General features: G+C 50.9%; 15 protein-coding genes and 1 riboswitch. Of the genes, 5 read left to right on the forward strand and 10 right to left on the reverse strand.

What is annotated here, in order from left to right:
• Positions 1–33: 33 nt before the first annotated feature.
• The 3 genes from ACQ76X_RS16225 to ACQ76X_RS16235 all read right to left on the reverse strand — a co-directional run bounded on the left by ACQ76X_RS16225 (position 34) and on the right by ACQ76X_RS16235 (position 1,549).
• Positions 34–381: a general stress protein gene (locus ACQ76X_RS16225; protein WP_038596595.1), complete on the reverse strand. Its 348-nt coding sequence runs from the start codon at positions 379–381 to the stop codon at positions 34–36.
• Between the two features lie 91 nt (positions 382–472).
• Positions 473–1,006, reverse strand: coding sequence for a hypothetical protein (locus ACQ76X_RS16230; protein WP_438495015.1), 534 nt, complete (start codon positions 1,004–1,006; stop codon positions 473–475).
• 36 nt (positions 1,007–1,042) lie between these two features.
• A complete protein-coding gene (locus ACQ76X_RS16235) occupies positions 1,043–1,549 on the reverse strand; it encodes a DUF948 domain-containing protein (RefSeq protein ID WP_438495016.1) in 507 nt (168 codons plus the stop codon).
• A gap of 185 nt (positions 1,550–1,734) precedes the next feature.
• Between ACQ76X_RS16235 and ACQ76X_RS16240 the strand changes: the two genes are divergently transcribed.
• Positions 1,735–1,902 (forward strand): DUF1328 domain-containing protein, encoded by a 168-nt coding sequence (locus ACQ76X_RS16240; RefSeq protein ID WP_038596600.1) that lies wholly within the window; start codon positions 1,735–1,737, stop codon positions 1,900–1,902.
• Positions 1,903–2,242: 340 nt separating this feature from the next.
• A complete protein-coding gene (locus ACQ76X_RS16245) occupies positions 2,243–2,608 on the forward strand; it encodes a hypothetical protein (protein WP_038596602.1) in 366 nt (121 codons plus the stop codon).
• 273 nt (positions 2,609–2,881) lie between these two features.
• On the opposite strand, the gene ACQ76X_RS16250 is transcribed toward ACQ76X_RS16245, so the two are convergent.
• Positions 2,882–3,964, reverse strand: a complete 1,083-nt coding sequence (locus ACQ76X_RS16250) for a C40 family peptidase (protein ID WP_438495017.1) — start codon at positions 3,962–3,964, stop codon at positions 2,882–2,884.
• 212 nt (positions 3,965–4,176) lie between these two features.
• Positions 4,177–5,046 (reverse strand): cation diffusion facilitator family transporter, encoded by an 870-nt coding sequence (locus ACQ76X_RS16255; protein ID WP_076113326.1) that lies wholly within the window; start codon positions 5,044–5,046, stop codon positions 4,177–4,179.
• A gap of 134 nt (positions 5,047–5,180) precedes the next feature.
• On the opposite strand from ACQ76X_RS16255, the gene ACQ76X_RS16260 reads away from it, so the two are divergent.
• On the forward strand, positions 5,181–5,366 hold the full coding sequence (locus tag ACQ76X_RS16260) for a hypothetical protein (RefSeq protein ID WP_038596607.1): 186 nt from the start codon (positions 5,181–5,183) through the stop codon (positions 5,364–5,366).
• A 126-nt stretch (positions 5,367–5,492) separates the two neighbouring features.
• Here the strand turns inward: ACQ76X_RS16260 and ACQ76X_RS16265 are convergent, their stop codons facing one another.
• The gene (locus tag ACQ76X_RS16265) at positions 5,493–7,118 is read right to left on the reverse strand and encodes an ABC-F family ATP-binding cassette domain-containing protein (protein ID WP_038596609.1); all 1,626 of its coding nucleotides are present in this window, start codon (positions 7,116–7,118) and stop codon (positions 5,493–5,495) included.
• 201 nt (positions 7,119–7,319) lie between these two features.
• Positions 7,320–8,315 carry an MBL fold metallo-hydrolase gene (locus tag ACQ76X_RS16270; protein ID WP_438495018.1) on the reverse strand — a complete coding sequence of 332 codons (996 nt, stop codon included), beginning with the start codon at positions 8,313–8,315 and terminating at the stop codon, positions 7,320–7,322.
• Between the two features lie 305 nt (positions 8,316–8,620).
• Here ACQ76X_RS16270 and ACQ76X_RS16275 point away from each other — a divergent pair, with 305 nt between their 5' ends.
• Both ACQ76X_RS16275 and ACQ76X_RS16280 read left to right on the forward strand, forming a co-directional pair.
• Positions 8,621–9,754, forward strand: coding sequence for a virulence factor (locus ACQ76X_RS16275; protein ID WP_438495019.1), 1,134 nt, complete (start codon positions 8,621–8,623; stop codon positions 9,752–9,754).
• A gap of 97 nt (positions 9,755–9,851) precedes the next feature.
• A riboswitch (Lysine riboswitch) is annotated at positions 9,852–10,062 on the forward strand.
• Positions 10,063–10,218: 156 nt separating this feature from the next.
• Entirely contained in the window at positions 10,219–11,709 is a 1,491-nt protein-coding gene (locus ACQ76X_RS16280; RefSeq protein ID WP_438495020.1) for an amino acid permease, read from the forward strand.
• Between the two features lie 105 nt (positions 11,710–11,814).
• On the opposite strand, the gene ACQ76X_RS16285 is transcribed toward ACQ76X_RS16280, so the two are convergent.
• The 3 genes from ACQ76X_RS16285 to ACQ76X_RS16295 all read right to left on the reverse strand — a co-directional run bounded on the left by ACQ76X_RS16285 (position 11,815) and on the right by ACQ76X_RS16295 (position 17,483).
• Positions 11,815–12,957 carry a transglutaminase domain-containing protein gene (locus ACQ76X_RS16285; protein WP_438495021.1) on the reverse strand — a complete coding sequence of 381 codons (1,143 nt, stop codon included), beginning with the start codon at positions 12,955–12,957 and terminating at the stop codon, positions 11,815–11,817.
• Positions 12,958–13,246: 289 nt separating this feature from the next.
• Positions 13,247–15,631: a glycoside hydrolase family 95 protein gene (locus ACQ76X_RS16290; RefSeq protein WP_438495022.1), complete on the reverse strand. Its 2,385-nt coding sequence runs from the start codon at positions 15,629–15,631 to the stop codon at positions 13,247–13,249.
• 97 nt (positions 15,632–15,728) lie between these two features.
• The gene (locus ACQ76X_RS16295; RefSeq protein ID WP_438495023.1) at positions 15,729–17,483 is read right to left on the reverse strand and encodes an ABC transporter substrate-binding protein; all 1,755 of its coding nucleotides are present in this window, start codon (positions 17,481–17,483) and stop codon (positions 15,729–15,731) included.
• Positions 17,484–17,675: the final 192 nt, after the last annotated feature.

A 17,675-nucleotide genomic window follows, 5' to 3' on the forward strand; every position in this document is an offset into this window, starting at 1 on the left:
CGGGCTATAGGTTCTCATACAACAAACCGGCGTTTATTGCGGGTTTCTTTTGGCGATGACGAGAACCTTGCCTGAATCAAGCTCTTTCTCGTAGAAGCCTGCTTCTGCACTGCTAAAACCCAGCGAAGTAATTTTGAAACGGAGCGCATCCCCCCGCGAACGGAAAAGATTGGCAATCGCGCCAAATAACCCTTCTTCACTGAGACTGACCTCATTAGTATCTGCAGCATCAACGATACGGCCCTCACGGTCCTGATCGTGGCTAATGACATAAATGTCATCTCTGGAATAGCCGCTGCTGCGCAGCCGATTCACTTCTTCGATCGCCTGAACACCATTTTCCAGCAGCTTGGCATACGCCTGTGTACCGATTGAATCCATGAAATCACGCTCCTATGGTTAGATTAATGAGGATCATGCCTTATAAGACAACTGTTCCTTCATTAACCTTATTTGCGGACCGTGAAACAGATTAGGAGGAATTTCCATCAAATAAATCGATACCCTCCCATTCCCCTGTCTGCGGATTGCGGTAAATCTTCAGCGCAGCGCTTCCTCTTAAATAGACATCGCCGTCTTCAGCTACAAAATCCGGAGTTCCCAGCAGCTCTTGAAAATTGTTTTGCGCCGGATCCAGTTTTTCTTCATTCAGCTGCAATCCGTATTGCCCGGCCTGTGCTGGCGTTACGTGAACATACAGCACGGCTCCTTCACAAACTCCTGCCGACATATCGGCGTATTGATATTCCAGGCATTCCTGCCAGGGATCGGGAGCAATACTAAGCGGCGAACCTTTAGCCAGCAGCAGTTCTTCCTCCGACATATAAAGCGATGCCCCCGCCAAAGAATTAAAGCTGCTGATATAAGGGCTTACCCCCATACTGCGTTCAATGGCCAGCACCACTGGCGGCTGCATGTTAAAAAAGGCGGCAGGAACATGTTCCTTCTGCGGAGACGGTGTTAAATATGGAGAGAGAAGACTTAGCAAAAGAATGACAATGTTCATGGAATCATCCCGCCTTTCTCACTGCCGCCTACTTAGTTAATGCCGGAATTTTTGCCATATAGCAGCTGCAGCGTCCACGCCTTTAAGCGCCATTCCTATTTTCCCCGGACCTTTTTTGGCATATGCGGCATCATAGGATTTTACTGTACGTTCTTCGGCAGGTGTCAGCGGAGCATCTTCTAAAGAGACGGCTTTGGCTTTCTCCTTAAGCTCGCGTGATTTCCGGTACTTCTCAATCACAGTCACGGATACCTGCTTCACGGTCAGCGTCAATTCGTTCATTACATCGCCAAGATTTTTCACTGAATCCATAATAGGATCGATCTTTTGAATCTTGCCCTGGACGTCGGCGGTAATATCATTGGCATGTCTGACGGTTGTTTTCACTTCATAAGTAAGCTCATCCACCGTCTTCTGGACTTCCTGCAGAGTCTGGCTGACCTTGTCGAGGGATTCTTTCGCTGATTTTAAGGTTTTAATTAAAAAGAAAACGAGTACGGCGAATGCAATCGCAACAAGTGCAACGCTAAGTTCAATGATCATTACGAAAACCCCTTCCAAATCATAAATGTCGGCTTGCTCTGCCTTGATACTGCATAGTTACCCTTACTTACTTAGGCCGAAACAGCTTGTCAAGCGACTTAAAGACTACCTCTCCTATTTTGTTTCAAAGGGGAGCGACCCGTTTAAACAATGACTACATCACCACACAGAAAGGATGACATCACATGTTGAAATGGTCAGTAATTCTGCTGGTAATTGCATTGATTGCCGGTGTATTCGGTTTCTTTAATATCGTAGGGGCGGCAGTAGGAATCGCTAAAGTATTGTTCTTTATCTTCCTCGTGCTGTTCATAGTTTCGCTCTTTACAGGGCGCAGAGGAAGATCATTGTAACTGTAAAAGAACATTAAAAACCGCATCACATTACAGGTGCAAAGGACCCGGACTCCGAAAAGGAGTTCGGGTCTGATTTATGTATAGCGGTTGCCGCTGTCTGATTATGCCAGAGATTCCTCCCCCTCCCTTTTTCCTCCATACATCATATTCACCATGCAGAAAGTATAGGCCTTTCCACTCGGATTGTCACCCGTAAGTCGCCTTCATTCCTCTGTTCACGATAGTTTTCATAAAAAACAAAGGGGTTGGTTCATTGTATCCACTTTTTGTTTACATCCTTATTAACACATCGCAAACATGGTAAATATACGCAAAACCAACTCTGGGAGGAATCACAATGAAAAAACTAGCCAGCTTAACAGTAGCAATGGGTCTTATGGCTTCCATAGCCGCAACGGCTTCAGCTGCAGAAGTAACCAACACAACAACTGTAACGGAAACAACTTACAGCCCCCGGTTTGAGACAGTAATCACACAATCAGACCTTAGACCAGCAACTCCTCAGATTATTTTGACAAAAGCAACACCTTTCTACGCTTCCATGAACAGCCCTGTTGCTACGGGTTTTCTCGGCGCTCAAACCCTTGACACTACAGGAAATATCCTGGTTGATTCGAACGGCAATGAATGGAGAGAGATATACACCTGGTTGGGCATGCGCTGGATTAAGGTTCCCGCGTCTGCTTATGTAATCACTCCATAAATCAGTTTTACGAGCAGCGCCCCGCTCCCAAACTCATACATAGCCATGCGGGGACTTGCCTTTTTAGTATAGATACGCCCTTACGAGGGTGTATAGTGAAACAGCCTGCGGACATCCAAAAGTCCTGACGGGCTTTTTTTCTTGCATGCCCTAAACACAGGAAAGGCTATCCCTCAGCAGAAAATTCTACTGATGGGATAGCCCCACAAAACATCCGTCCTAGTTCACCCGTCACAAACTTGCGATGCTGTCGCTTCCTGTATGCATTTATATTTAGCGGATGACCGAACCTCCGTAAAGGAAACGGTTCACCCAAGAAGCGCTTAATTTATCTACCCGTACCCCGCCTGAAGATACGGAATACGTTTGCAGCATTTGTCCGTCACCCAGATACATGGCTACATGTGAAATTCTTGCCGCAGATTTGTCGATGCCTGCATAAGCAGAAGCTGAATTTCCTTTATAATCCATGAAGAACATCAGATCCCCGCGTTTCAGGCCTGAAATATCTGTGACAGTGTTGCTGTTCTGCTGTACCCAGGCTCCCTGTTGACGTGAATCAGCAGGCAGTTTCAAATTAGCTGCATCTATGAAGATTTGCCGGATAAAGTCGGAACAATCGAAAGTGCTCGTGTTGCTTCTGCTTGATCCGAACTCATAAGGAGTTCCAAGATAACCCATGCCCGCGGCAATGACCCGTTCAATCACTTCCGATTGTGCCGGGGCTGTTGGATCTGGCACTGGCGCTGGTGTTGGATTCGGTGTTGGTGTCGGAGCTGGTGTTGGTGCTGGAGTAGACGTTCCGCCACCTACCGAGATATATTGGTCTGCAGCACTTGTATAGCCTACAATTCCGTCTGCAGTTTTTACTTTGTACCAGTAACTGTCCGGTTCTTCCAGAATGGCTACTTGATCGCCTCTATTTAAATACCCCAGTACTTTTCCGCTTGTAGAAGGCAGTTCCCGAAGACGGACCGAAGCTTGTATAACCCCTGTCTGTCCGGAAGATGTATTTCCAGATCCCGAAACCACTCGAATATACTGCTCTCCCGCGCTGGTATAACCAACGGTTCCATCTGAAGTTCTGACTTTGTACCAATAGCTGTTCGTTTGTTCCACAATTGTTACCTGTTCACCTTCGTTTAAATAACGAAGCACACTACCGCTTGTGGAAGCGCTCGTGCGCAGACGAACTGAAGATTGTATAGTACCGGTTAATCCAGACGTTGCTGTCACTGCGAAATCTGAAGAAACCGAAGCTGCTTGCACCTTTTGCGGGCTGAAAACTCCCAATGATACTGCAAGTGATGCTGAGACCAGTAACGTTGCTGCAATCTGCTTATGTGATGTGATCATAGCGTTCCCCCGCTTAGCAAAATGAGAAAATCAACAACGGCGCGCGCTACGTTTGTTGCTTTCTGCCCTCATTATAGGCTTAGCCGGGAATTGGAACATGCTCCAAATTTCACAAAAAAGCTTGCCACTTTATGGTAAGTACCAGGTCTATAGTCTTGAATTCTCCTTGGATTTGGTGGAAATTACAGATAACTAGAAGAAATTAAGGATTTTTAACCTTTAGGTTCTACATGGACCTGCACATTCATTATATTATGCAATTTGCTCATTCTATCTTCAATGGAATCGCTGATCTCATGACCTTCCAATACGGTAATTTCGGCATCCACTTCCACGACAACATCCACCAGCACATGATTTCCATGAACACGGGCCTTGAGGTCCTTGATCCCTTCCACACCCGGCGTCCGGGCAATCGTGCTGCGCAAATCCAGCAGCTTATCTTCATCAAAGCCGTCAGTCAACCGGTATGTCGAATCACGAAAAATATCCCAAGCTGTCTTGGAAATCAGCAGACCGACAGCAACCGCAGCAGCGGAGTCGATCCACGGCAGTCCGAACTGTGCGCCAACGATCCCTACAGCAGCACCGATACTCACCATTGCATCGGAAAAATTGTCCTTAGCCGCAGCCATGAGTGCACTGTTGTTAATCTGCTTCGCCAGCCGCTTGTTATAGATATAGACCCCCATCATGGCAACCGCACACAGTACCGCCACACCTGCTGACCAAAGCTGCGGCACCTCCTTGGCTCCTTCGAATAAAGACCGGACCGCTTCTACAATAACCTGAATTCCGACCATAGCCATAATAAAGGATGCCAGCAATGCAGCTACGGTCTCGGCGCGGAAATGCCCGTACGTATGATCCGAGTCAGGCGGCTTCCGCGAGATGCGCAGCCCGATTAGTACCGCAAGTGAAGCGACAATGTCCGTCAGATTATTGAATCCGTCTGCAAGCAGCGCGCTGGAAGCGAACAAGTACCCGCTGACCAGCTTTAAGGCGGACAGAATAAGATAAGCAATAATGCTGATCAAGGCCCCCCGTTCACCTTTGCGTATATCTTCATAAATATCGGCCAATTCCTGTCCCCCCTATACCCGGTTTCTTTACTGCCCTCCGGTAAATCATGCTTTGATTTATTCTTGCCCTTGTGACTGCATTTAAAAACAATTAGAATAAAGTAAAGAACTTGCTTTATAAGGGGGTTAACATAATGAGCGAAAGTAATGATAAACCAAAGATCAACTTGGCTGATGCCATCCGCCAGAAGCTGGAACAGAAGAAACAGCAGTCATCCGCTAAACCGGGTTCTTCCTTTCAAGCCGGTTCAGCGAAGCCGCTAAAGAGTCAAAATAACAAGAAGCCAAACAATCAGCGCCGCCGTACAGGTGGTTCTTAGGAATTATGGCATGTGCAAGTCGCATTTCACACTGTATTTGAACATAAACGGCTGCGTTATCCCTCATAAGGGGTAACGCAGCCGTTTTGCTATGAACGAATTACTGTTCATTCTTTCAGTTATCTCTTAAGCTTCCACAGGATACATGCGCTGGCGCATTTCCTTAATTTCCGGGTTCTCCAAATATTCATCATAGCTCATCGAGCGGTCGATAACTCCGGTAGGGGTAATCTCGATGATGCGGTTGGCAATCGTCTGGATGAACTGATGGTCATGCGAAGTGAACAAAATGGTTCCGTCGAAATCAATCAGCCCGTTATTCAGCGCCGTGATAGACTCCAGATCCAAGTGGTTGGTAGGCTCATCAAACACTAGCACATTCGCACCGTTCAGCATCATTTTGGCCAGCATACAGCGGACCTTCTCGCCTCCGGACAGGACGCTTGCTTTCTTCAGCGCTTCTTCACCGGCAAACAGCATCCGGCCGAGGAATCCGCGGAGGAAGGTTTCATCCTGATCCTTGGAATATTGGCGCAGCCATTCTACCAGGTTCATGTTTACCCCGTCGAAATAGCTGGAGTTGTCTTTCGGGAAATAGGCCTGGGTTGTTGTTACTCCCCATGCATATTCACCGGCATCCGCTTCCTTCTCACCCATGATGACATCAAACAGCAGTGATTTAGGCTGTGAATATGGACCTACAAAAGCGATCTTATCCCCTTTGTTCACCACAAAGCTGATTTCATCGAGCAGCTTCTCGCCTTCAACGGATTTGCTCAGCCCGCTGATGGTAAGCAGCTGCTTGCCTGCTTCACGTTCCGGCTTGAAGTTGAGGAACGGATATTTCCGGTTGGAGGGACGGATGTCGTCCAAAGTAATTTTCTCCAGCTGCTTCTTACGCGAAGTCGCTTGTTTGGACTTGGAGGCATTGGCCGAGAAACGCTGGATAAATGCCTGCAGCTCCTTCATCTTGTCTTCCTTCTTCTTGTTCGAGTCGCGCTGCAGGGCCTGGGCCAATTGGCTGGACTCATACCAGAAGTCGTAGTTGCCGACATACATTTGAATTTTGCCAAAGTCGATGTCCGCAATATGTGTACATACCTTGTTCAGGAAGTGACGGTCATGGGATACGACGATAACGGTGCCTTCGTAGTCCATAAGGAAGTTCTCCAGCCAGCCGATGGATTCAAGATCCAAATGGTTGGTAGGCTCATCGAGCAGCAGGTTGTTCGGACGTCCGAACAGGGCTTGCGCAAGCAGCACCCGTACCTTTTCGTTGCCGCTGAGTTCGGCCATTTTCTTGTCATGCATTTCACGCATAATACCAAGTCCGATCAGCATGGCGGCAGCATCAGGCTCTGCATCCCAGCCGTTCAGCTCGGCAAATTCGCCTTCAAGCTCACCGGCGCGCAGTCCGTCAGCCTCTGTGAAATCACTTTTGGCGTACAGCGCATCCTTCTCCTTCATGATCTCATAAAGACGGGTATGCCCCATAATTACCGTTTCCAGCACCAAAAATTCATCGTATTCGAAATGGTTCTGCTTCAGTATCGCCAGTCGTTCACCGGGGGTGATATGCACGTCCCCGATATTTGCTTCAATTTCACCGGACAAAATTTTCAGGAACGTCGATTTGCCGGCCCCGTTCGCTCCGATCAAACCGTAGCAGTTGCCGGGTGTGAATTTTATGTTTACATCCTCAAATAGTGCGCGTTTTCCGTAGCGGAGTGTTACGCCGCTTGTGCTAATCATTAAGCATTACCATCCTTTTCACTTAGGGTTTCGGCTCATTATAGCATAAAATCAAGCAAAAGAGGCCCAAGAAGGAACTGCTTTGCCGTCTTTTTAGAGCAAACTGGCCGTTTCCGGGCAAAATACAGAGATCCGTATAGCGTCCAACATCAAATAGGCCGGATTGCGGGAAAATCCGCGCTCACCGCTTGCCCGGCCGGGCTATTGGCGGGAATCACGCTCTTCGGGATGCACCACCAATGTTTCACCGTAACCCAATGTGCGGATACGCTCTGCAAGGATTCCTTGAGCCTCGCGGGCCAGCTCCATCCGGTCCAGCGCTTCCCGCGCCGTATCGTCAGCCAGCCGGAAGGTGCCGAAATGCATCGGGATCATCAATTCTGCACCTACATCTATAAAGGCCTGAACCGCCTCTTCGGGATTCACATGCTGTGAATTCATAAACCACTCCGGCTCGTAAGCCCCGATCGGCATCAGGGTGACATGGAGCTTAAACCGGCTACCTATCTCCTTAAAGCCCGGAAAGAAGCCGCTGTCCCCGGCAAAATATAGATTCGGCGGAAGCTTCGGCTTTGCTCCGTCCCCCTCCCCTTTCGGGTGTTTGCCGGGGTCGGCAGGCTCCAGCACATAGCCGCCCCAATGGGACGAATTCGTATCGAACGGCGTCCGCCGGGTCCAGTGCTGGGTCGGTACGAATGTAAGCTTAACCGCCCCCAGCGTGAGCTCCTCCCACCACTGCATTTCCAGGCAGTTGGCGAACCCCTTGCGCAGCATCTTCCGCTTCAGGCCCACAGGTACTACGAGCGTTGTACCTGCCCGGTATAATTTGCGGATGGAGGCAATATGGAGGTGGTCGTAGTGAGAGTGGGAGATCAGAATCAGATCAACCGGCGGAACCTCATCCAGCGGGATGCCCGGCTGGCCGATCCGTTTCTCAAAGCCGAGCCGCCGCGCCCATATCGGGTCGGTAATAATGTTCATCCCTTCATATTGCAGAAAAAAAGTCGAGTGCCCGATCCAGGTAATCGTGGTCTCCAGCCGGTTCCCGGCCAGATAAGATACCTGCGGCGGATGGTTTGGCACTTTATAGGTATAATCCTTCTTCTTGCGGCGGCGCTCCTCGCGCCACTGGCGGAATTCCTTGAGCGTTTTGTCTGTACTGACATTATCGACGTTATTGTATCGGATTTTAGCCATTCCAGCACCTCTCCTTAAAAGGCTTGCCGGAAGAACTACAGGGCAAGCTCAATAGCTTTACTATATGATTCCGCATAGTCATTTGCAAAATTCCAAAGGCAAAGTAAGGCTGCAGTCAACTAGAAAGCAACGATCAACCTCTGCGCGCCCGGCCAGACGCACCTTACATTTAGTACAAATTTTACCCACTTCCGCCTGGACTTAAGCGGCTGCCCCGGTAACCCTTTTGGATTTGAGGCATGAAATGATGTAAAATGCGGGTAAAGAACACGGCACGAATGCCGTTCAAGGGGGAAGCCTAACGTATGAAGATCACATTTATTGAACCGACTCCAAGTCCAAATACGATGAAGCTTCATCTGGATGAAAGCCTGGAGCCCGGAATACGCCGGACCTATACACCGGAAAGCCAGCGCACCGCGCCCTCCTGGGCACGGGATATGCTGAGCATTCCAGGCGTCACCAGCATTTATCATGCTGCCGATTTCGCCGCGCTTGAACGCAAAGGCAGCGCCGATTGGGCAGCGATCCTCCGCGAGGTGCAGAGCCGTTTCGGCGCTGACGGCCTAAGCGCGGATTTCGACCTCGCCGATGAGAATGCAGGTGCCCACTTCGGAGAGTCACAGGTATTCGTGCAGATGTTCCGCGGTATCCCGATTCAGATCCGCGTCAAGACGGGCGCGAGTGAGGAGCGCATTGCCCTTGCCGCCCGTTTCACGCAGGCGGTGACGGATGTGGCTAGCGCCGTGATGATCAAGGAGCGCAAGCTCACCGATTACGGCGTGCGTTACGGCGAGCCGGCCGACATTGCGCGCGAGGTGGAGCAGGAGCTGGAAGCGGCGTATCCGCAGGAACGCCTCGACTCGCTCGTGCAGCAGGCCATCGCGCACGGAACCGCCGGCGAGTTCATCGAGCAGCGGCAGAAGAAGGATCAGGCCGAGCTGCTGCGAGACCTGAAGCATGAGGATTGGCGCGTGCGCTACGCCGCGCTGGAGGACCTTCTGCCTACGGCAGAGCTCCTGCCGGAGCTGCGCACGGCGCTGCACGACCCCAAGCTGCAGCTCCGCAGGCTTGCGGTCGTGTACCTGGGCGACCTTCGCACGCCCGAGGCGATGGAGCTGCTCTACGAGGCGATGAGAGACAGCGCCCCGGCGGTGCGGCGCACAGCCGGCGATACGCTGTCCGACATCGGCGATCCGGCAGCGACGCCGGTGATGACGGCGTCGCTGACAGATGCCAGCAAGCTTGTCCGCTGGCGGGCTGCACGTTTCCTCTACGAGGTCGGCACAGCTGAAGCCGAAGAGGCACTGAAGGCGGCAGCGGACGATCCGGAGTTCGAGGTAGGCCTCCAGGCCAGAATGGCGCTGGAACGCATTTCCTCCGGTGAAGAAGCTGCCGGAACCGTCTGGCAGCAGATGTCGGAGCGCCGCCGCAACTGACGCCAACATCCCTATATTTGTCATTGCTTGCGATGCCAAGTTGCATTATACTAATTCCTGTTGTGTTCATAGTATAAAGATAGCCTCATCATACCTAAGATGAGGTAGAGGTCGCGAATATTAAGAGTAAGCGCGTGGAGACGTTAAAGAGCCGTCTGTGAAACGCCGCCGAAAGGAATATCCGCCGAAGTCTCTGCAGCCGCTCTTGTCAGCTGCAAGACTGGGGCCGTCGCCGAAAGGCACGGAACTGTCACAGTGCACCGCCGGTCAGAAACCGCGGGCCGCCACTGTGTTGCGCTATCTTACAGGGAGTATGATGCGGAGCTGTAATACAGGAAACCGCAGAATCCGTCTGCGGTTTTTTTTGCGCTTTCAGGATGCCCCTTCCTTATAAAGGGAAGGCGGCGACTCAGCACTCCCTATTCATGAACAGAAACATGATCATCTGAAGGAGTGTCCTATTCATGCAAGCTAAGCGAGATAAGCAGCAGACTGCGGGTCACGGCAGCTCCACTGCCCCCACGGCACTGCGCAAAACATTCAAGGCAAGGCATTTAACAATGATCGCCTTAGGCGGCTCAATCGGTACAGGTCTGTTCCTGGCCAGCGGCGGTGCCATCGCCTCATCCGGCCCGGGCGGAGCGCTTCTGGCCTATACAGCGGTTGGTATTATGGTTTATTTCCTGATGACGAGCCTTGGAGAGCTGGCCACCTATCTGCCGGATTCCGGATCTTTCAGCACCTACGGCACCCGGTTCGTCAGCCCCGCCTTCGGCTTCGCCATTGGCTGGAATTTTTGGTATAACTGGGCGGTTACGATTGCCGCCGAGCTGTCTGCAGCAACCGTCATCATTAAATACTGGTTCCCCGAGAGTTCCTCGATGCTCTGGAGTCTCCTGTTCCTGCTGCTGATGTTCGGCCTGAATTTCCTGTCTTCGCGCGGCTACGGCGAATCGGAATATTGGTTCGCGATTATCAAGATCATCACGGTCATTGTCTTCCTGGGGGTCGGTGTACTCATGATCTTCGGCATCATGGGCGGTGAAGCTGTAGGCTTCAGCAACTTCCAGCTTGGAGGCAGCTCGTTCCACGGCGGCTTCTTCGCCTTTGTCGGTGTGTTTATGGCCGCTGGATTCTCCTTCCAGGGCACGGAGCTGGTCGGTGTTGCCGCGGGTGAGAGCGAGAATCCGCGCCGCAATGTTCCACTCGCCATCCGTCAGGTATTCTGGCGCATTCTGATTTTCTACATCTTCGCCATTCTCGTGATCGGCCTGCTGATTCCTTACACGAATCCCGATCTGCTGCGTGGCGGCATTGATGATATCGGTGTCAGCCCCTTCACTATCGTCTTCAATAAAGCAGGGCTGGCCATTGCCGCTTCCGTCATGAACGCTGTCATCTTGAGCTCCGTGTTGTCTGCCGGAAACTCCGGGATGTACGCCTCCACCCGCGTCCTGTACGCTATGGCCAAGGATGGCATGGCTCCGCGCGCCCTCGGCAAGCTGAACCGCCGCGGCGTGCCTGTAGGTGCCCTTCTCGTAACCACCGCCGTCGGTATGCTGGCTTTCCTCGCCTCATTCTTCGGCGACGGCGCTGTGTACAACTGGCTGCTTAACGCCTCGGGGATGTGCGGATTTATCAACTGGCTGGGGATTGCCATCTGCCACTACCGCTTCCGCCGCGCCTTTGTGAAGCAGGGACATTCACTCGATGAGCTGCCTTACCGGGCTAGATGGTTCCCGTTCGGCCCGCTGTTTGCTTTCGCGTTATGTCTGATTGCCGTATTCGGACAGAATATGGGCGCCTTCACAGGCGATTCGATCGACTGGTACGGTATTCTGGTCTCTTATATCAGCCTGCCACTATTCCTCTTGATTTGGCTGGGCTATGGCTGGTTCAGAAAGAGCAGCCTCATCCCTCTCGACAAATGCGATCTCAGCACACACGCAGAGTAGAATCCTTCCTCGATTTATGCGGATTCTACCTGTTACCGCCTATTCACGCAACAAAGGGATGCCTCTTTCGCCAAAATGGCGAGGGGCATCCCTTTTCTGTAATTATTATTCCCAAGTCACATATACCTTCAGATCCCCCGTGTTGTCGAAGGGTGAGCTGTTGTACGAAAGATGGTCCATTTCAAGCGCATACAGCTCCTGAAGATCAGTCTTCAGCGATTTTTCGCTGCCGTCGTAGCGGAACAACAAGGACGCCTGGCCGGAGGCAATGGCCTGTTTGGCAAGCAGCATTAGCTCTGAGCCGGAGCTGACAATCAAATCCTCCTGATACAGACTGTAGTCAAGCTTCCGCTCAAGCTCCTGATATACAGCCACGCTTGGACCCCCGCGGCTGATCAGTTCAGACAACGTTTGAGCATAGCCGACAGATGAAGCAGGGTATGACTTGGTCCACTTGTGGTCTAGGCGCATCTGGGCATCGGTTCTCATATAGTAAGCCGTGCTGAGAGTGCCTTCCTTATTTGGCGTCGGATCATCCCAGGTGGTATCCAGGTGGTACCAGCGCCCTTCCAGCTGCACCAGGTTCCAGGCATGCGACTGGGCAGCTCTCCCTTCCGCCTTCGCCGTTCCTTCAACGATTTTATTGGGTATTCCCGCGCCTAGCAATAGTTTATACGTCAGGAGCGAATAACCCTGGCATACCGCACTGCCGCTCTGAAGTCCTTCATATGCGGTGTATTTGCTGTAGGAGTTATCATACTTCAGATGCAGCACGACCCAATCATGAATAGCCTTTATCTTCTGGTGATTATTCATTCCCGGCAGTATGATCTGCTTCAAGATCTCTTTTACCTGTTTATTTACAAAAGCTGTCTGCTGCAGCGTCTCGCGGTATTCCACCTGTACCGTCACATTAGCCGAGCTGCTGCTCCCCCGGTAGGAAAATGCGTAACTGTCAATGGTGTAGTATAAATACGGGTCGCTGCCCATCGCCTGATCTATCGCGCTTTGTACCTGGGCCTTCAACTTGGACGTCTTCCCCTGATAAGCAAAGGTTATGGTCTCTCTGCGGTTATTCATCGCAGCGGTCAGCTTCTGCGTCATTTCGGTTACCGAGCGCAGCGATGCTGAATCAGCGGCAGCATAAGCCTGCCCCCAGCTCCAATAGAGACCAGGCGGCAACGCAGCAAAAACCAGCATTCCTCCAAGAATAGCCTTCATCAACGGCAGTTGTTTCTTCTTTCCCATATCGCTTCTGTGCCCCCTGCTGTAAGTAATAGCCCACTTATTGGTTTGTACTTTTATAGTAGATGCTGAACATTTACTCCGCACAACCTTAAACCCCACGTTAGCTTAATTTATTCCGCCTAAAAGCTTCATATTCACTATTATCGGCCCGACACACCCGGAGGATAAGGCTTTTTTCAGTGAAAACTCCTATATGCACGCAAAAAAACTGCCCCCGCAGATAATCTCTGCCAGGGGGCAGTGTCTCTTCGATTCAATCTATAATTATGCATCATTGGGTCATGGATCGTCAAACCGTTACCAGGTACACTTCTCCCGCTTTCATTTCCAGGGCATTCCCTGCCGGCAATAAGGTACCGTCAGGATGCTGTACCTTAAGTTCCTGCTGCTGATAGTTCAAGCGGCAAATCCCATCCCGGCTGGCAGCAATGACCGCAGAAACCAGCTTATGGTTCCTCCATTCGATATCCAGCTCATAGCCGCCCCGGGCCCTAAGTCCTTTGACGCTTCCGTTCTTCCAAGCGTCCGGCAGTGCGGGAAGCAAGCTGATTTCACCCAGATGACTCTGCAGCAGCATTTCTGCGATACCGGCAGCCGCGCCGAAATTCCCGTCAATCTGAAAAGGCGGATGGGCATCAAACAGGTTAGGATAAGCCGAGCGGGACAGAAGCGTGCGGACAAAGCCGTAAGCGGCCTCCCCATCCTTCAACCGTGCATAAAGGTTAATCAGCCAAGCGCAGCTCCAGCCGGTATGTCCGCCTCCCGAGGCGATCCGTTTCTGCAGTGATAAGCGGCTTGCCTCCAACAGCTCTGGAGTATCCCGCCCATTGATGAACTCTCCCGGATATAGTCCATACAAATGCGATACATGACGGTGTCCCGGTTCCGATTCGGCGAAATCCTCGTTCCACTCCTGTAGGCGTCCGTCATTGCTGATCTTGAGCGGAGACAGCCGGGAGAGCGCTTCTTCCAGCTGCTGCTGAAACTCCGAATCCACGCCCAGAATCCGTACAGCATGGAGGCAATGCTCAAACAGTTCGCGGATTAAGCTCATATCCATCGCGGAGCCCATCGAGACACTGCACGGCTGGCCATCTTTCGTCATAAACCGGTTTTCCGGCGAAGTGGACGGATTCGTTACCAGAAGACCGTCCGGACCTTCCACCAGCCAGTCAAGGCAGAACAATGCTGCCCCTTTCATGAGCGGGTAAGCAGTCTCCGCCAGATAAGCAGCATCAGGATTAAAGCTGTAATGCTCCCACAAATGGCGGCACAGCCACACGCCGCCCATCGGCCAGAATGCCCAGCTGGCATCTCCGCCTGAAGGAGAAGAACTGCGCCACAGATCAACATTATGGTGGGCTACCCAGCCGCGGGCTCCGTAATGAACTGCCGCCGTCCGGGCTCCCGTTTCACTGACCTCCCGGATCATATCGATCAGAGGTTCATGGAGTTCGCTTAGATTGCCAACCTCGGCCAGCCAATAATTCATTTGGGTATTGATATTGGTTGTATAATTGCTGTTCCATGGCGGTGTCAAATGATGGTTCCAAATCCCCTGTAAATTGGCAGCCTGCGTGCCGGTACGGGAGCTTCCCATCAGCAGATAGCGGCCATATTGAAACAGCAGCGCTTCAAGTGCAGGATCTTCCTTTCCCGCCTTATACTTCATGAGCCTCTCATCAGTGGGTAATCCGTCTCTCTCCCGCCCGCCGAGATCCATGTCGACCCGGCGGAAGATTCGTTTGTGATCTTCTGTATGACGATCCCGCAGCTCTTCATAGGACTTGGCAGCTGCTGCCGCCAGTCTTGCTTCGCAGCTCTCTGCCGTGCTCAGAATGTTTCCATTCCTTGCGGTGCTGCGCTTCTTGAGATGCGACGCTTTGCTTCTCAGCTCTTCATAATCGGTGCCGGCAGCAAGAAGCAGCTGCATACTATCCGCCCCTGATATAACAAGTTTGCCATCTGTGTACTCTACGCTTCCTCCTGTGAGAATTACCTGCAGGTGAAGCTCAAACGTCAGACCCAGCCCATCCTCATACAGAATGGCACCCGGATGATCCTTATGATAATTATCCGCAATGTGTGTAGGACAGCTGCCCTTAAGGACAATCCCGTTTTCTCCTTTTGGCTCCACGGAGTGCTTTAGCAGGCTGTCCAAAGAGAGCGCAAGCCTAAGGCCCCCCTTAACACTGCTCTTGGCCTGAATGACACATACACCGTCGGGTGCACTGATCCAAGCTTCGCGGGTAAATTCCCCCGTCTCCGTGTGATAGGACACTTTGGCAATCCCGCTGTCCAGATCCAGCTCACGCTGATAGTGGCTGAAATTCTCCGCACCGTCATGCTCCAGGTAAAGATCTCCCAGCGGCAGATAGGCCTGCGTATTTACGCCTAGCATGCGGGCGTTAATGGTTTCTTCAGCTTCCGCATAACTGCCTTCCGTTACCAGACCCCGCGCTTTTTTCAAATATCGGAGCGCTTCATAATTGTTGGTATCCCGGGGGAATCCGGACCATAACGTGTCTTCATTCAGCTGAATTTGTTCCCTGGCTGTGCCGCCGAACACCATAGCACCCATGTGTCCGTTGCCAAGCGGCAGTGCTTCCTCCCAGATTGCTGCAGGCTGGTTGTATATTAATTTCCAAGGATGCTCCTGTATCTCTTTGTTCATTTTCCCGCCTCCCTAAGAGTTCAAAATACAGCAAAAGACCCTGACAAAAGTCGGGCCTTTGCTGTACCGTTAATTTGTTTGCAGAGCAATCAGCTGCTTACAGGTCTTTGCCGGTCCACAGGGATACTCTCTTTTTCACGAGTTCTGTAAACTCTTTTTCCATATCCTGAGCGCCGGCTTTGTCCAGCTCAGCAAGGAATGCATCATATACTTTGTCGAAATCAGCAGGTTTCGACAGGATGGCTTCAGGAATACGCTTGCGAACAATATCCTGGGTCTTCTTGAAGATTACTTGGTATTGACCGTCAGTTGGAACAGGCATGTTGTACAAAGCGCCGGTTTCTTTGACTGGGAATTCATCTTCTTTAGGGAACAGATCTTTCCATGTTGTAGCCTTGTATCCTGCGAGTGATTCCTTCTCAGCTTCGGAGTAAGCAGCTACGATTTCTTCCGGGAAGGTTGCAGTGTAATAGTTGTCAGTAGAATCCTTCACACCATCACCATAACGTGCACCGAAAATCAGATATTGTCCGATACCGGTTTCTTTTTGAAAGTTAGCGGCATCATTGGCTTTTCTGTCTGAAATTTCAGCTGGAACTTCACGCTTGCCATCTGCATTTACAGTGTAATGCTTGCCCTCAACACCCCAGCTTCTCAAAACCTGACCTTCATCGGAAGACATCCAGTCCAGCCATTTGATGATACGGACAGGATCTTTAGCTGCAGTTGTAATCGCAAGACCATAGCCGTCGATACCTGTTGACATGAAAGAATGATCTTTATACTCTTCAGACAGGGTTACAGGGAAGTGAGCGTAAGTGTACTCATCTTTACCGGCTGCTTTCAGAGCATTTTCACCATCGGAATATTCCCATTCCTGAGAGATCAGGCCAAGTACGCGGCCGCTGGCTACTTTGGCTTTGTATTGGTCATCTTTTTGTACAAACGTATCTTTATCAAGCAGACCTTGGTTGTACATGCCGTTCAACCAACGGAAATATTCTTTTTCTTCAGGGCGTTTATAGTGAAGTTTAGCTTCGAACGTTTCAGGATCCACATAATATTCACCATCATCCGGTGCACCTGTTGAAGTGAAAGCCGGATTCGTAACCGTGATCATGATCTTCCAGTCATCGGCATTCAGCGTAAGCGGAATCGTAGGCTGTCCATCAGTTTCCGGATGCAGCGCCACATAATCCTTCAGCACTTTTTCATAGTCGGCCAAGGTCTTCACTTCAGGATAGCCCAGTTCCTTCAGTACGCGATGTTGAATTTCAAATCCGCCTGTTGCGTCGAAGGATTGCTGGCCGACGCCCATGTTTGTAGGAATTTGATAAATACTCTGGTCATCCAGGCTGTATTTCAGACGGTTCATGTTATCGCCATATACTTTTTTCAGGTTCGGAGCATATTTATCGATCAGTTCGGTCATATCAACAACCAGTCCGGCATCCACCAGGGTACTAAGATTTCCTTTGGCGAAGATCAAATCAGGAACGTCACCGCTGGCAGCCATCATAGCAATTTTTTGGTCGCCGCCGCCGCTGCCGACATCAAATTCAGCCTCAATCGTTACACCGGTCTTCTCAGTAATTACTTTACCTACATCATCCTGCATTTTATTCCAGTTTGGACTGGCATCCGCACCAAAGAATGAGATAGTAAAAGGGCTTGTATCCATAGCAGTATCGTCAGCTGCCTGGTTCGCACCTGCATTGTTGCCGGTGTTTTTTGTCCCATTGTCGGCAGGAGTGTTGACAACATTGTTGTTGTTGTTGCCGCCACAGCCTGCGATCAACATAGAGCTCATGAGCATGAGCGTAAAAGCAGTTTTAATGCTCTTGCTTTTCATTTGATATCCCCCTTGATAATTTGTGTTATTCATCTATGCATATCAGGCTAAACCTGAATATACCATTGTTAGCGTTTGCAAAATCCATATAATAATAAATCCGCTACTACTAATAAACGGATAAGCCAGGACGTAATTCCGCTTGGCAATTTGCCTGCCAGAAATACGTCCCTCTTATCCTAGCCCTGTCTA

This window comes from Paenibacillus sp. IHBB 3054, from assembly GCF_051594305.1.
GTDB lineage: Bacteria > Bacillota > Bacilli > Paenibacillales > Paenibacillaceae > Paenibacillus_AQ.